A 15,568-nucleotide genomic window follows, 5' to 3' on the forward strand; every position below is an offset into this window, starting at 1 on the left:
GTTCTTACCGCAGCTTCAGGGTCGAAAGACCGACCATGGCGAGGATGACGGCGATGATCCAGAAACGAATGACCACCTGGCTTTCGGTCCAGCCCAGCTTTTCGAAATGGTGATGAATCGGCGCCATCAGGAAGACGCGCTTGCCGGTGCGCTTGAACCAGAAGACCTGGATGATCACCGACAGCGTTTCCATCACGAACAGGCCGCCGATGATGACCATGACGATCTCGTGCTTGGTGGCAACCGCCACAGTGCCGATCAGGCCGCCGAGCGCCAGCGACCCGGTGTCGCCCATGAAAATCGCCGCCGGTGGTGCGTTGAACCAGAGAAAGCCGAGCCCTGCCCCGATCACCGCGCCGAGAATGACGGCAAGCTCGCCGGTACCAGGCACGAAATGGATCTGCAGGTAGTTGGCAAACACGGCATTACCGGCCAGATAGGCGATGACCCCGAAGGACGCGGCCGCGATCATCACCGGTACGATGGCAAGGCCGTCGAGACCGTCGGTCAGGTTGACCGCATTGCCGGCGCCGACAATGACGAAGCCGCCGAACAGGATGAAGAAATAGCCAAGATTGAGGGTGAAATCCTTCAGGAACGGAAAGGTCAGCGACGACCCGAAGGTCGAGCCGGCGACACCCGCCGACAGCGCCGTGCGCATCATGAAGAAGACGGCGATGCCCGCAACGAGGAACTCGATGCCGAGACGCGCCTTGCCGGAAAAGCCCTTGTCCGACTGTTTCGTCACCTTGAGATAATCGTCGTAGAACCCGATCGCGCCGAAACCGAGCGTCACCAGCAGCGTGGAGACGACATAGACGCTCGAAAGGTCGGCCCAGAGCAGCGAACTGCCGACGATGCCGGCCAGGATCATCAGGCCGCCCATGGTCGGCGTACCCGCCTTCTTGAAATGGGTCTGCGGCCCATCCGCCCGGATCGGCTGACCGCGGCCCTGCCGTACCCGCAGGGACGAAATCATCCGCGGTCCGAACAAAAAGACGATCAGTGCCGAGGTGAACAAGGCAGCGCCGGTACGGAACGTGATGTACCGGAAGAGATTGAAGAATTGAAAATGGTCCGCCAGTTCGACAAGCCAGATGAGCATGAGGGACCTTTCCCCAAAGGTTCGTTGCAGATTCCGTCCATCAGAATCACCGAATGGAAGAATAACTGCGTGGTATCAAAAGTGTCAGCATTGAACAGCGGCCATGAAAGCCCTGTCCCGCCTTTATTCAACGCGCTCCGTGCCCGAATAGGGCGGATATGTATCAAGCAACGCCGAAACGATCCTGCCGCAGCCGGTTCCCTTCGACGATTTGATCATCACCACATCCCCGGCGGCGACGGATCGGAGCGCAAATTCCTTCAGGTCATCGACCGTCTCGCGATATTCGATATGGGCACCGTCACCTAGAGCATCGCGCAGATGCGCCATCTCCGGCCCGGCCAGCCAGACATCGGTGATGCCGGCCTCGACCAGCGGCGCGGCAAGTTCCGCGTGAACCTTGCCGGCAAATTCGCCCATCTCCAGCATGTCGCCGAGAATGGCGATCCGGCGCCCGCCCTCCGGCAGCTGCGCATCCTGCAGCAGCGAGATCGCAGCCCGCATCGAGGCCGGGTTGGCATTGTAGCTCTCATCGATCAGCACGAAGGAACCGGACCCGATTGCCAGGCGATGCCGCGCGCCGCGCCCCTTCTCCGCCTGCAATGTCGCAAGTGCTGCGAGGGCCGCATCCATGTCGGCACCGACCAGGCTGGCGGCACCGAGCACGGCCAGCGCATTTTCGGCGATATGACGCCCCGGCGCGCCGATCTGGATTTCCAGCGTCTTGCCGTCAAGTGCACCCCAGAGGACGGCCCCTTCGGAACCACCGGTGAATTCGACCATGCGGAAATCGGCTTTGGCGCTGCTGCCGAAGCTATGCACATGGGCAACGCCCAGTGCTGTGGCCGCCTTTTCCAGCGTCTCGAACTGCGCGTTGTCGCGATTGAGGATCACGTGGCCGTCGTCGACGAGGCCTTCCATGATCTCCGCCTTGGCGGCGGCGATTTCCTCGAGGTCCTTGAAATTGCCGAGATGGGCAGCGGCGATGGTGGTGATAACAGCCACATGCGGACGCACCATCCGAACCAGCGGCCGGATCTCGTCGGCATGGTTCATGCCGATCTCGAAGATGCCGAAATCGGTATTTTCCGGCATGCGCGACAAGGTCAGCGGCACGCCCCAGTGATTGTTGAATGAGGCGACCGAGGCATGCACCCGGCCCGACGGCTCAAGCACATGACGCAGCATCTCCTTGGTGGTCGTCTTGCCGACCGAGCCGGTGACGGCAATGATCCTGGCCGCGCTGCGGTCGCGCGCAGCACAGCCGAGCCGAACCATGGCGTCGAGCACATCATCGACGACGATCATCGGCGCGATCAGCCGACCGAGCGCCGGCAGCTTTGCCTCGCTGACCACCAGCAGCGCCGCGCCATTGGCGATCGCGATGCCGGCATAGTCATGGCCATCCACACGGTCGCCCTTGATGGCGAAAAAGGCCTCGCCCTTGCCAAGAGAGCGGCTGTCGATGGAAATCCCGGTAATGCCTTCCGGCAAATTGCCCATCGGCCGGCCGTGCATGGCCGCCATCAGGTCGCTGGTCGTCCAGAGAAAGCTCAAATCATTGACCTCCCAATGCCTTGCGCAATTCGGCATGATCGGAAAACGGCAGGGTGACGGAGCCGACAGTCTGGCCCTCCTCATGTCCCTTGCCGGCGACGATCAGCGTGTCGCCCGATCTCAGCATCGCGACTGCGGCGTTGATCGCCTCGGAACGATCGCCGATTTCGGTCGCGCCCTCAGCGGCGGCCATGATCTCGCTGCGAATGACTTCGGGCACTTCCGAGCGCGGATTGTCGTCGGTTACAATAACGATATCGGCCAGCCGTGTGGCGATCTCGCCCATGATCGGGCGTTTGCCCTTGTCACGATCGCCGCCGCAACCGAAGACCACGATGATGCGGCCCGTGGTGAAGGGACGAACCGAGGCAAGCACGTTTTCCAGCGCGTCCGGCTTGTGGGCGTAATCGACATAGGCGAGCGCGCCGTCCTTGGTGTGCCCGACCAATTCCAGACGGCCAGAGGCGCCCTGGAGCTTTTCGAGCGCTGCCATCGTCGCCTTGGCGCTGACGCCGGTCGCCATGGCAAGACCGGCCGCCACCAGCGTATTGGAAATCTGGAAATCGCCGGCCAGCGGTACATGCACTTCGAAGATCTCGTCGCCGACATGAATTTCGGCGATCTGCTTGTGGCGGAAATGCTCGACGCGCTTCAGACTCAGGTAATCGCCCTTGCGCCCGACGGTCAGAACCTCCTGACCGCCTGCCTTGGCGGCAGCAATCGCCTGCGCCGACCACGCGTCATCGGAAAAGATCACCGCCGGCGAACCCTTCGGCAGCACGCCGTCGAACAGCCGCATCTTGGCGGCCATATAGTCCTCGACGGTCGGATGGTAATCCATGTGGTCGCGGCCGAGATTGGTGAAACCGGCGGCAGCCAGGCGGACGCCGTCGAGCCGGTTCTGATCCAGACCATGGCTGGAGGCTTCCATGGCCGCATGCGTGACACCGGCATCGGCCAGTTCGGCAAGAAGCTTGTGCAGCGAGACCGGATCCGGCGTCGTCAGAGAGCCGTAATCGTTGCGCCCGGGAGCGATGACGCCGGTGGTGCCGATCATCGCGGCAGCAAAACCCGCATGGGCCCAGATCTGCCGGGCAAAGGAGGCGACCGAGGTCTTGCCGGCCGTACCGGTCACGGCCACCATCGTCTGCGGCTGGCGTCCATAGAAATTCGCAGCCGCGATGGCAAGGACGCGGCGCGGCACGCTGGCAACAAGAACCGGCACAGACACGCCGCCGGCAGGCTCGGAGCCCGTAACAACGGCAGCCGCTCCACGAGCAACCGCGTCGTCGATGAACCCCCTGCCATCCGCCTTGCTTCCCGAAAGCGCCACGAACAACGCGCCTGGAACGACCTGCCGGCTATCGGCGGTGATCGCAACAATCTCCGTCTCGCCGGCGGCCGGGCTCAGTTGCGAGACAATTTCCGGGAAATCCTTCCCGATCAGGTCTTTGATCTTCATGGATGCACTTTTCAAAACGAACCGATGCGCCGTGCGGCGAATCCTCCTGATTGTCATTCCATGGTCAATAAGACACGAGCAAGGCAGAACCGACATCGCCGAACTTCGGCTCGACGCCGAGCAGCGGTGCGGAACGGCTGATGATATCGCGCACCATCGGCGCAGCATTGCCCGCTGCGGTCCGGATGCCTCTTTCGCCGGATTTCGGCGCATCGATAAACGTCAGCACGATATATTGCGGATTATCGATCGGGAATGCGGCCAGAAACGCGTTGAAATTGAGATCGCTCGAATAGCGTCCGTTGACGACCTTGTCGGCCGTTCCGGTCTTGCCGCCGACATCGAAGCCCGGCACCAGCGCGTTTCTGCCGGAGCCGTGCGTGCCGTTCCACTTGAACAGCGAACGCATGTCGTCGCTGGTGGTCTTCTTGATCACCTTCGTCGAGGCCGCGTCCGCTTCCGCCTCGGTGCGCGGCAGGAAGGTCGGTTCGATCAGCTTGCCGCCGTTCATCAGCGCAGCGCCGGCAACAGCCGTCTGCAGCGGCGTCGTCGAGACCCCGTGACCGAAGGAAATGGTGATCGAGTTGATTTTCTTCCATTCGCGCGGCTGGCTGGGCATCTTCACCTCAGGCAGTTCGGTCTGCATCTTGGTGAGCAGGCCCATGCGGGTGAGGAATTCCTTGTGCGCGTCGATGCCAACGAGGTCGGCCATCTTGGCCGTGCCGATATTCGACGAATACTGGAAGATTTCCGGAACGGTCAGAACCCGGTTCTTGCCGTGGAAGTCCTTGATGGTAAAGCCGCCGATCCGGATCGGAAAGCGCGCGTCAAAGCTGTCCCTCAGCGTCACCTTGCCGGAATCGAGCGCCATCGCCGTCGTGAACGACTTGAAGGTCGAGCCCATCTCGAACGTGCCGTTCGACATGCGGTTGAGCCAGCCGTCCTCGGCACCGGCCGAGGGGTTGTTCGGATCGAAATCCGGAACCGACGCCATGGCGACGATTTCACCGGTATGAACGTTCATCACCACGGCACCGGCGGCGATCGCCTGGAACTCGGTCATGCCATGGGCGATCGTATCGCGCAGGATGTTCTGGACGCGCAGGTCGATCGACAGCTTCACCGGCTCCAGCTTGGCATCGCTGGTCATGCCGATAGCCGCAAGATCTGCAAGGCCCTGATTGTCGATGTAACGTTCCATGCCGGCAATGCCGCGGTTGTCGACATTGACGTAACCGACGACATGGGCAGCGGTGGCGCCACCGGGATAGAAGCGGCGCTTTTCCGGACGGAACCCGATGCCGGGAATGCCGAGCGCCAGAATTTCGCTCTGCTGTTTCGGGGTCAGCTGACGGCGCAGCCATTGAAACCGCGATTGCGACTTCAGCTTGTTGTAGATTTCGGTGACATTGATATTGGGCAGCACCGTCGAGAGCTGCTCGACCGCCTCGTCGGCATCGACGATCTTGTGCGGCTCGGCATAGAGCGAGACCGTGCGGATGTCGGTTGCGAGAATTTCGCCGTTGCGGTCGAGAATGTCCGGGCGCGAGGCCATCAGATTGTCGGCGCGGCCGATGCTCGAAACCGTCTCGGGCTGGGCCATGCCATACTGAACCAGCCGGCCGCCGATGATACAATAGACGGCCGTAAAGCTGGCGATGACGATGGCAACGCGGCTTTTCGCCTGGTTGCTGCTTCTCTTGCGCGTGCCTTCGAACGGCATGCCGAGATCGCCCGGATGGTTGTTGCCGCCGGCAGAGAAATGGGCCTTGCTCTTGACGACCATGATACGGGAGAGAAAGGACATCAGCGCGCCACCGAACCCGTTGCGATATTGTCTGCATCATCACCGGCATCGTCCGCGTCGGCGTCGACGATTTTGGTGCTTTTTTTCGCGCTCGCGGTCTTGGCGCCCGTATCTGTTTTCACCGGTTTCTTGCCTGCGGTGACGGTAGGCGTCTTCTTCGCAGACTTGCCCTGCGCCATACCCATGGCCTCCAGAACATCCGCCGGCGGCGGCAGGTCGGCGCGCAGCATGGGCAACTCTTCCGGCCGGGCAAGCTGGGTGGGCGCGGTCCGTGCGAGCTGAAGATCCTGCTGATAGACGGTCACCAGCTTTTCCAGCCGGTTCGGCTGGGTCAGCAGCGCCCAGTCGGCGCGCAGAAGGTCGATCGTGTCTTCCTCGAGCTTGATTTCCGCCTCCAGCTTGCGAACTTCTTCCAGCTTGTTTTCCGCCTGATGCTTGATCGTATAGGTGACCGTGGCGGCGGCCGTCATGACGACGATCAGGACGATGTCAAAACTACGCAACATGTCTCAGCCCCCAATCTTTCCAAGGCTTGCAAGGTTCGGCAAATCGAAAATGGACAGATCATCTGCCTCAGGCGGGGCATCGGTGCGAACACCAACCCGCATCTTTGCGGAGCGGGCACGCGGATTGCGGGACGCTTCTTCTTCGCTGGCTGCCACCATAGACTTCCCAACTGGTGCGAAAGTTGCCGCGCGCTCATGGGCAATCGGCAGGTGCCTGGAACCGGACGCCTTGCCGGCGCGATCCTGGAAGAATTTCTTGACGATCCGGTCTTCCAGCGAATGAAAGGTGACGACGGTGAGGCGCCCGCCGGGCTTCAGCACACGCTCGGCAGCAAACAGCGCCCGGGCGAGCTCGCCGAGCTCGTCGTTGACGAAGATGCGCAGCGCCTGGAAGACGCGGGTGGCGGGATGGATCTTGTCCTTGGCCTTGCGCGGCGTGACGATCTCGATCAGACCGGCAAGATCGCGGGTCGTGACGAAAGGCTCCTCGAGGCGGCGCTTTTCGATCGCGCGGGCTATCCGGCCGGACTGCGGCTCTTCACCGAGAAATCCGAAGATACGGGTCAGGTCCGTCACCTTGGCGCGGTTGACGACATCGGCAGCGGAAACGCCGTCCGACGACATGCGCATGTCGAGCGGGCCACGGCGCTGAAAGGAAAAACCGCGATCAGCTTCGTCGATCTGCATCGAGGACACGCCGATATCAAGAACGACGCCATCCAGACCTTCGTCCGGGACATGCTGTGCAAGATCGGAAAACCGCGAATGAACAAGAGTGAGATGACCATCGCTCGCCGCCACCATCGGCTGACCGCCAAGGATCGCCGCGGGATCACGGTCGAGCGCGATCACGTCGGCGCCCTCTGCCAGGATCGCCGCCGTATAGCCACCGGCACCAAAGGTGCCATCAAGGATGATCTTGCCGGGTTGAAGGTCGAGACTTGCAAGAACCTCGGGGAGAAGAACCGGAATGTGACGGACCGGTCCGCCATCGGCATCGGATAAACCTTCGCCTTGATCCGCCATCATTCCGTCTCTCCACTCTAGTCCGAACGCAGACCTCGTAATCTGCGCTCTTCCCGTGCCGCCGCCTGATGCTCGATAAACACCTGCGGCGCCCACAACTGAAAATGATCCGCCCGCCCCACGAAAGTGACCTCCGTGGTGATGCCCGTGAAATCGCGGATGAAATCCGTGACCATCAACCGGCCTTCCTGGTCGAGCTTCATGAAGACCCCGCCCCCATGAATCAGGAGCGACATCTGATTGGCCTGCGGCGAAAACGGATCCTCGCCGCCAATCTGCCTTTCGAAGCGATCCAGCAACTCCGGACCGCCGGCGCTGATAGCCGGAAAAACGAAATCCTGAAAGCAATAAAGCTCCCGAATATCGAGCGCCGTCAAAACGGAGCGAAACATCGAAGGAACGGAAACCCGCCCCTTGGCATCGATCCGGTTTGTCGCATGCGATAGGAAGCGGTTCATGACACGATACAGCCGTCCCCGGCGGGTACGCCAACCTCAACAGCCCGCGCACACCATCAAAAAAACGCACAACACCCCGCCGCCGGACGATATGCCCGATCGAAAACCCTCCGCAGGGCGGTCCCGAAACTTGCGAGGAAGAGGCCTTATTCAGCCCTTGTGCAGTGCGTGAATGGGATAACATGGGACCATATGGGCGTCAATGGGATTTGCTCTATTTCAGCACGCGTCGTCAGCAAATATTGATAGTCTGTTAAGTTTAACAAATCGTTACGAACCGACCCTCAAGACTTTGGATTCAAAGCGGAATCCGCCCGCACGGAATGGCCATATCAAATATTCGAAAGAGATGAAAAACGACGGACATTCAAGCGGATAGCCGATTTTTGAAACCCGCTTCGTCTCGATCGGAAAAGAAGGAATTTGCCAGTTGGCCTGTAAGCCGGGTTCTGTATGGCTCCGGCCCGAAAGCCGGAACGTGGCAGCCATTCATCTGGGACAACGCTTGCGCGCTGCCTCCTGCAACCCACCCGGATGACTGGCCCGGAAAAGGCCGGAACGCTTGCGCGAACCACGTCATCCCTATTCGGTCTTGCTCCCGGTGGGGTTTGCCTTGCCACCCATGTTGCCATGCGCGCGGTGGGCTCTTACCCCACCCTTTCACCCTTACCTGCGCGAACGCAGGCGGTATTCTCTCTGTGGCACTTTCCCTGGGGTCGCCCCCGCCGGACGTTATCCGGCACCGTTTTTCCGTGGAGCCCGGACTTTCCTCCCCCCGCAACCTTTCGGTCCTAGCGGAGCGCGGCTGCCCGGCCAACTGGCAGGCGGTGCATAACCGAGGCTTCAGCCAATTGCCAGTGGCAAAAGCAAAAAGGTGGGATGGAAAGGCGGTTTCTACCGGAAGCAGACCGCAAAGTCCGTGTCGTATTCCGGCGCATCCAGCTGGCCGTCCTGAAGCAGCACCGCGCCGAGCCGTCCGATCTCGTCCGAACTCTTGGCCGCCGCCCCATTGCCGCCAGTCAGCACGGCAACGCGATCCGAGGAGGCAAAGCCGATATAGGGATAACCGTGACGGGTAAACGCCGTGACGCACGGGCTCCATTTGAGCGAGGCGGGGGTGAAGGACGGCATGGCCCGGGCCAGAAGTCCCGCCATGTGATCGGCCGCCGCCCGGTTGGCGTCGCCCCGAAACCAGGCGCGGACATCGCTCTCGCTGCCGATATTGACGTCGCTCGGATCGCCACCGATCTTGATATAGTATTTGCCATCGGGATAACGGATCGGCGGCAGCAGATAGTAGCTCTCATCCTGCACCGGTGCAGCACCTATCAGCGACGGCATCTCGGCAAAACGCGCAAGATCGTCGTGCGCCACCTCGGCGAACAGCACCGTCCGTGCCTTGACGACGAGATCCAGAGGCTGGGCCAGCAATTGCCTGGCGATGGAAAATCCGCCGGCGGCAATGAGGACGCGGCCACCGGCAAAGACGGCTCCATCCACCGTCTTGACATTCACCACGCTTCCGACGCGCGCAACCGCCGAAACTTCCGAGCGAATGACCGTGACCCCGGCTTTTTCCGCGAGGATCACCTGTGCAGCGACCAGTGCGCGCGGATTGATATGGCCCGCGTTGCGCGGCTCGAAAACGCCGCCGTAGCCCGGCGGAAAGCGGAACCACGGAAATTGCTCCGCCAGTTCCCGCTCGCCGACGAAAGGCGCCTCCACACCGAGACGGTCACGGGCGGCGATGACGTTTTCGAGATAGCCGTCCCCGCCGCCGGGCAGAGGCGCAGCAATCAGGCAACCGGCTTCGCTGTAGAAATCGATGCCGCTCGATGCCGCGATCTCAGCGTAACGCTCGATGGAGCGCCGGGCCAAAAGGGCCCAGACGGAATTCGGGTCGATCGTGCGGGTGATGCGGCCATTGTCGTAGTGACTGGCGAAAACGCCGCCGTGGCTGGCCCAGTCTTCCGGTTCATCCGGGCCGATCAGCGCGATCTTCGCGCCGCTCCTGGCCAGATGCCGAGCAGCCGCCGCTCCCATCATGCCTTTGCCAACAATGATGAAATCGAATGTGCCTGCCATGCTGCGCCCTCAAGAAACGATCGGGCGGAGATAGCACGGCATTTTCCGGCTGGCACCCGCGAACTTGAAAAAATGCCGGAACTCGAAACCTATCCGGCGTCTTTTATGGCTCAGTCGATGATCGACTGCACCTTGCCGCAATAGCGGCGCGAGACCGGATTCATCTTCGTAGCGTTGTGTCCCGCATTGTAGCGCAGGATCGTGCCGCAGGTGAAACCACCGGACAGTTCATGCGCCATGGCGAGATATTTCATACCGAACTTGATATTGGTTTCGGGATCGAACAGGCCGCGCTTGCCGCCGGAATAGCCCATCATCCGGGCTGTCGCCGGCTTGATCTGCATGAGACCCACCTCACCGGCGCTGCCGCGTGCCATGGGATTGAAATTGCTCTCGACCTTGATCACCGCATGGGCCAGATCGACCGGCACGCCGTACTGCTTGGCGTAAGTCTTGATCAGACCGCTATAGGCGGTGGTCTGGAAGGAGCCGCTGGACGCGGCATAACCCGTGGTTCTGCTCACCGGCTTGATGGAGGAGGTAATGGTTTTATCGATGCCCCCGGCATACGACGTTTCAACCCCGGAAAACAGCATGCAAAAGCATGCCGCTGCCGCAGCAAGATTCGATATTCTCATGTAGCGTGAAGTCTCCACTTTCGGGCGCCGCGGCCTTGAGGGCGCACCCCGCCCTGCCGTCTCGCATCCCGATTTTCGTCATCAACAGGAAGGGCTGGAGGCCTGAATTACCTGCGGTTCGGTACGGCCGCAAAAGACCCCGGCATCATGGTGATGATGTGGCAGTGCACAAAAATAGTGCGATGACGGCCCCAAACGGCCGCCGGAAAGAGCCTTAGCGGCCATCGTTCAGCGGCTGAAATCCGGCAGCGCGGACAGCAGTCTGTGCAGTGTGTCCAGCGTCGAAATATCGGCTATGCCATCGACCTGGGACGGGCGAAAATGACGCTGGAAAGCAGCAACCGCGCCTTCCGTCTTCTCGCAGAAAATACCAGTAACTTCAATTCCGTAGCCGTAAAGCGACAGCATTGTCTGCACCGCTTCGACCGGCTGACCCTGATCGCCCCGCTGGAAAAACCGTCCCCCGCCGATCGGAGCCGGCGCAACCCAATGCCCTATGCCTGCCGCATGCAGCCGTTCCCACGGGAATTTTTCTCCCGGATCAACCTTGCGAATGGGAGCGATATCGCTATGCGCCAGGACCCTTTCCGGGAGTATGGACCAGCGATCGCCACAATTTTGACACAATTCAACGACCGCTTCGATCTGCTCAGGTGGGAAATCCGGCAGTCCGCCGGGGTGCCCCGCGTTGACGATTTCGATGCCGATCGAGCGGGAATTGATGTCCGTCTCGCCCTTCCAGCTGCTCTTTCCGGCATGCCAGGCACGGCGGTCCTCGGCGACCAGCTGATCGACCCTGCCATCCTCATGCACGAAATAGTGGCTGGAAACCTGACTCTCCTCGCGACACAGCCAGTCAAGCGCGGCGGCCCCGGTCGCCATGCCGGTATAATGCAGGATAATCATGTCGGGCGTCTGCCCCCCTGCCCGCTCCCCATGATTGGGCGACGGCACGGCACGGGCGGCAGGATAGTCGCAGGCGAAGTCCGTCATGCGGCGCGGCGTTCTTTCTCGATCGCCTCATAGGCGGCATTCAGCGCGGCCATGCGGTCGTTGGCGATCGCATGGAACTCTTCCGGTACGCCGCGGGCGACCAGTATATCCGGGTGATTTTCCGATACCAGCACGCGGTAACGCTTGCGGATGATCGCAAAATCATCCTTGGGCGACACGCCGAGCACCTTGTAGGGATCGACACCGGCGACATGCACGTGCCGGGCCATGATCTCCTCGAACCGCTCTTCCTTCATGCGGAAGATCTCCGCCACCCGCGTCAGGAAAGCCAGTTCCTTCTCATGCAGCGCACCGTCCGCCGTGGCAATGTGGAAAAGCCCCTCGACGATATCTTCCAGCACAGGGCAATTCTGCTCGCAGGAAACGCAGAGCGATGCCATCTTCTCGGCATAGGCCTCGTAACCGGCCACATCCTGGCGGGCGAGATTGTAGAGCCGGGCGACATTCTGTGCCTGATCGTCGGGAAACTTGAAGATGTCGCGGAAGGCAGAGACCTCAGCTTCGGTGACGATCCCGTCCGCCTTTGCCATCTTGGCGGAGAGCGCAATCATGGCGACGGAAAAAGCCACCTTGCGGCGCGTCTCCGGATCACCTTCAAACAGCGTCCGGATCGCCTCGACCACGCCGGCAAGCGCATTGCCCGTGGCGTTGACGATGCTAAGGATGCTATCCCAGAATGACATAGGCACGTTCTTTCCCATAATTGCTGATCCACGTCACGTTCAGATGGCCGCAGCATGGGCAACAGGTCCATGCGCAAATCAACGTGGCCGACACGGCTATGCTGCCACGATCGTCATGCAGCTCACGGGAACAGCATGAACAGATGTTGATAGGGATTGCAAGGCGACAAACCGGCCCAATCGACCCAAATGACGAATTTGTGATGGCCCCTCACTATTTTTCATTCACCACCGTGATCCGTCGATCATGCAAATGAATTTGACTTCGAACCCGCAGGGATGCGAGCGACGGTTGCACAGATCGGAGCTCCCATGCGCATTTCCACCCACCCGCAAGCCATGGGCATGGCGCTTGGCCTGATCGGCGTCATCATCTTCGGCGCGACACTGCCGATGACACATATCGCCCTTGGCGGTTTCTCCCCCTTCTTCATCACCTTCGGCCGCGCCGTCATCGCCTCGGTCGCCGCCGGCCTGACGCTGTTGCTGCTTAAAAAGCGCTGGCCCAGGGGACAAGGCGCCATGCTGCTCGGCGCCGGCATCTGTGTGGTCTATGGCTTCCCGATCTTTTCATCGATTGCGATGCAGACCATTCCCGCAAGCCATGGCGGCGTCATTCTCGGCATCTTGCCGCTGCTGACCTCGATCTTCGCCGCGCTGGTCGATGGCGAGCGGCCCGGTCCGGCTTTCTGGGCCTATGGCCTGGCTGGCGCCGCCCTTGTGGTCTTCTTTTCTATCCGCGACAGCGGCTTTCATCTGCAGGCCGGTGATCTCTGGCTTTTCCTGGCCGCGATCACGGCGGCGCTCGGCTACGTGCTGTCGGCCAAGGTGTCGCGGATCATTCCGGGCTGGGAAATGATTTCCTGGGCACTGATCATCACTGCGCCGCTCTCTGTCGTTGCCACCCTGCTGGTGATGACCAGCGGCGTTCACGCCCCGACCGGCGCCGAGCTGGGCGCCCTCTCCTATCTCGGCCTGATGTCGATGTTCGGCGGCTTCGTCTTCTGGAATGCCGGCCTGGCGCTCGGCGGCATCGCCCGCGTGGCACAGGTGCAGTTGCTGCAGACATTCGTGACGTTGGCGGTATCGGCCGTGCTTCTCGGCGAGGTCATCAGCCTGTCAACCATCGGCTTTGCGGTCGCGGTGGCACTCATCGTCTGGCTCGGGCGCAAGGCGCGCATTGCCTGAGCGATCCTGTGTCCTTGCCGGCAGCATGTCATTTAACTTCCATGGGAATTGCGCTAGAGAGACCTCGAACGATCTAGCCGAAATCCCAGAGGAGGACTCCATGGCCAAACAGAAAGTTGCAATGCTGACCGCGGGCGGGCTTGCGCCCTGCCTGTCTTCCGCAGTCGGCGGCCTGATCGAACGCTATACCGATATCGCGCCCGATATCGAGCTGGTCGCCTATCGCTCCGGCTATCAGGGCCTGCTTCTGGCGGACCGTATCGAAATCACCCGCGACATGCGTGAAAAAGCCCATATCCTGCACCGCCACGGCGGCTCGCCGATCGGCAACAGCCGGGTCAAGCTGACCAACACCGCCGATTGCGTCAAGCGCGGCCTGGTCAAGGAAGGCCAGAACCCGCTCAGGGTCGCAGCCGAGCGCCTCGCCTCGGATGGAATCACCATCCTGCATACCATCGGCGGCGACGACACCAACACGACGGCGGCGGATCTTGCCGCCTATCTCGGCGCCAATGGCTACGACCTCACCGTCGTCGGCCTGCCGAAGACCGTCGATAACGACGTCGTGCCGATCCGCCAGTCGCTTGGCGCCTGGACGGCCGCCGAATACGGCGCCAAATTCTTCGACAACGTCAGCAACGAACAGAGTGCCGCCCCGCGCACGCTGGTCGTGCATGAGGTCATGGGCCGCCATTGCGGCTGGCTGACCGCCGCCACTGCCCGCGCCTACATCCAGCATATCGACGACAGGGAATTCGTCGACGGCTTCATGATGAACCGGCAGATGAAGAATATCGACGGCCTCTACCTGCCCGAGACCGCCTTCAACATCGAAACCGAAGCCGAACGGCTGCGCGCCACGATGGACAAGACCGGCTTCGTCACGCTGTTCGTCAGCGAAGGCGCCTGCCTCGATGCCGTCGTTGCCGAACGCGAAGCGGCCGGCGAAGCCGTCAAGCGCGATGCCTTCGGTCACGTCAAGATCGACACGATCAATGTCGGCGGCTGGTTTTCCAAGCAGTTCGCCGCCCTTCTCGGTGCCGAACGGGCGATGGTGCAGAAGTCCGGCTACTATGCCCGCTCTGCTCCGGCCAACATCGACGATCTTCGCCTGATCCAGGGCATGGTCGATCTCGCCGTCGAAAGCGCGCTCAACAAGGTCTCCGGCGTCACCGGCCACGATGAGGATCAGGGCGGGCGGCTCAGGACGATCGAGTTCCCGCGCATCCGCGGTGGCAAGCACTTCGACACCTCGGTGAAATGGTTCGGCGACGTGATGGACGCGATCGGCCAGAAATGGTCGCCGGCAAACTGATTCGAACCTCATAGAACCTATTGACGGCTCCGTTTACGCATGGCTTCCTCGATGGAACGTCACGCCCAAACGGAGCCTTTTTCATGTCGATCGAACACTGGCTGGCCTTTGTCGCCGCTTCATCCATCCTGCTTGCCATCCCCGGCCCGACGATCCTGCTCGTCATCTCCTATGCGCTCGGCCACGGACGCAAGGTTGCCGGCGCAACGGTCGCCGGCGTGGCGCTGGGCGATTTCACCGCAATGACCGCCTCGATGCTCGGTCTCGGCGCCTTGCTGGCGACGTCAGCCACCATCTTTACCGTTCTGAAATGGGTAGGCGCTGCCTATCTGATCTGGCTCGGCATCAAGCTTTGGCGCACGCCGATCGCAAGGGAAACCGCTGAAGGCACAATGGATGTCCCGGCCGAGCGGCCGCTGCGGATTTTTCTGCACACCTATATCGTCACCGCGTTGAACCCGAAAAGTATCGTCTTCTTCGTTGCCTTCCTGCCGCAATTTCTCGACCTCAGCCGCCCGCTGTTCAACCAGATGCTGATCTTCGAAACGACGTTCCTGGTGCTCGCCACCCTCAACGCAACGACCTACGCGCTGATGGCATCGGCCGCGCGCAAGACGATTCGAAAACCCAAAGTTCAGGCCATCGTCAACCGCACGGGCGGCTCCCTGCTGATCGGCGCGGGCCTTCTGACAGCGGGCCTGCGACGCGCCGGCGCCTGAAAAGG

The 15,568-nt window shown here is 61.4% G+C and carries 14 protein-coding genes and 1 other RNA gene; 3 read left to right on the forward strand and 12 right to left on the reverse strand.

What is annotated here, in order from left to right:
* Window positions 1–4: 4 nt before the first annotated feature.
* From mraY to ADU59_RS23305, 12 genes are all read right to left on the reverse strand, one after another.
* Window positions 5–1,105 (reverse strand): phospho-N-acetylmuramoyl-pentapeptide-transferase, encoded by a 1,101-nt coding sequence (gene mraY, locus ADU59_RS23250; protein WP_068957048.1) that lies wholly within the window; start codon window positions 1,103–1,105, stop codon window positions 5–7.
* A 123-nt stretch (window positions 1,106–1,228) separates the two neighbouring features.
* Window positions 1,229–2,662, reverse strand: a complete 1,434-nt coding sequence (locus ADU59_RS23255; protein WP_068957050.1) for a UDP-N-acetylmuramoylalanyl-D-glutamyl-2,6-diaminopimelate--D-alanyl-D-alanine ligase — start codon at window positions 2,660–2,662, stop codon at window positions 1,229–1,231.
* A gap of 1 nt (window position 2,663) precedes the next feature.
* Window positions 2,664–4,124, reverse strand: a complete 1,461-nt coding sequence (locus tag ADU59_RS23260; RefSeq protein WP_068957052.1) for a UDP-N-acetylmuramoyl-L-alanyl-D-glutamate--2,6-diaminopimelate ligase — start codon at window positions 4,122–4,124, stop codon at window positions 2,664–2,666.
* A 64-nt stretch (window positions 4,125–4,188) separates the two neighbouring features.
* Complete coding sequence (locus ADU59_RS23265; RefSeq protein ID WP_068957054.1) at window positions 4,189–5,931, reverse strand: peptidoglycan D,D-transpeptidase FtsI family protein; 1,743 nt, start codon at window positions 5,929–5,931, stop codon at window positions 4,189–4,191.
* Window positions 5,931–6,437 (reverse strand): cell division protein FtsL, encoded by a 507-nt coding sequence (gene ftsL / locus ADU59_RS23270; RefSeq protein ID WP_068957056.1) that lies wholly within the window; start codon window positions 6,435–6,437, stop codon window positions 5,931–5,933. Before ftsL ends, ADU59_RS23265 begins: the two co-directional genes overlap by 1 nt.
* A 3-nt stretch (window positions 6,438–6,440) precedes the next feature.
* Window positions 6,441–7,466, reverse strand: coding sequence for a 16S rRNA (cytosine(1402)-N(4))-methyltransferase RsmH (gene rsmH, locus ADU59_RS23275; RefSeq protein WP_068957058.1), 1,026 nt, complete (start codon window positions 7,464–7,466; stop codon window positions 6,441–6,443).
* A 14-nt stretch (window positions 7,467–7,480) separates the two neighbouring features.
* On the reverse strand, window positions 7,481–7,921 hold the full coding sequence (gene mraZ, locus ADU59_RS23280) for a division/cell wall cluster transcriptional repressor MraZ (protein ID WP_068957060.1): 441 nt from the start codon (window positions 7,919–7,921) through the stop codon (window positions 7,481–7,483).
* 422 nt (window positions 7,922–8,343) lie between these two features.
* Window positions 8,344–8,742: RNase P RNA component class A (gene rnpB, locus ADU59_RS23285), an RNA gene on the reverse strand.
* 73 nt (window positions 8,743–8,815) lie between these two features.
* Window positions 8,816–10,006, reverse strand: a complete 1,191-nt coding sequence (locus tag ADU59_RS23290) for an NAD(P)/FAD-dependent oxidoreductase (protein ID WP_068957061.1) — start codon at window positions 10,004–10,006, stop codon at window positions 8,816–8,818.
* 110 nt (window positions 10,007–10,116) lie between these two features.
* Window positions 10,117–10,644 carry a lytic transglycosylase domain-containing protein gene (locus tag ADU59_RS23295; protein ID WP_068957063.1) on the reverse strand — a complete coding sequence of 176 codons (528 nt, stop codon included), beginning with the start codon at window positions 10,642–10,644 and terminating at the stop codon, window positions 10,117–10,119.
* Between the two features lie 228 nt (window positions 10,645–10,872).
* Complete coding sequence (locus ADU59_RS23300; RefSeq protein WP_068957065.1) at window positions 10,873–11,637, reverse strand: N-acetylmuramoyl-L-alanine amidase; 765 nt, start codon at window positions 11,635–11,637, stop codon at window positions 10,873–10,875.
* Window positions 11,634–12,341: a J domain-containing protein gene (locus tag ADU59_RS23305; RefSeq protein WP_068957067.1), complete on the reverse strand. Its 708-nt coding sequence runs from the start codon at window positions 12,339–12,341 to the stop codon at window positions 11,634–11,636. The genes ADU59_RS23300 and ADU59_RS23305 overlap by 4 nt, the downstream gene beginning before the upstream one ends.
* A gap of 312 nt (window positions 12,342–12,653) precedes the next feature.
* Between ADU59_RS23305 and ADU59_RS23310 the strand changes: the two genes are divergently transcribed.
* From ADU59_RS23310 to ADU59_RS23320, 3 genes are all read left to right on the forward strand, one after another.
* Complete coding sequence (locus tag ADU59_RS23310) at window positions 12,654–13,529, forward strand: DMT family transporter (protein ID WP_068957069.1); 876 nt, start codon at window positions 12,654–12,656, stop codon at window positions 13,527–13,529.
* Between the two features lie 100 nt (window positions 13,530–13,629).
* Window positions 13,630–14,844: a pyrophosphate--fructose-6-phosphate 1-phosphotransferase gene (locus ADU59_RS23315; protein WP_068957071.1), complete on the forward strand. Its 1,215-nt coding sequence runs from the start codon at window positions 13,630–13,632 to the stop codon at window positions 14,842–14,844.
* 83 nt (window positions 14,845–14,927) lie between these two features.
* On the forward strand, window positions 14,928–15,563 hold the full coding sequence (locus ADU59_RS23320; RefSeq protein ID WP_068957073.1) for a LysE family translocator: 636 nt from the start codon (window positions 14,928–14,930) through the stop codon (window positions 15,561–15,563).
* Window positions 15,564–15,568: the final 5 nt, after the last annotated feature.

The organism is Pararhizobium polonicum, from assembly GCF_001687365.1.
In the GTDB taxonomy this organism is placed as follows: domain Bacteria; phylum Pseudomonadota; class Alphaproteobacteria; order Rhizobiales; family Rhizobiaceae; genus Pararhizobium; species Pararhizobium polonicum.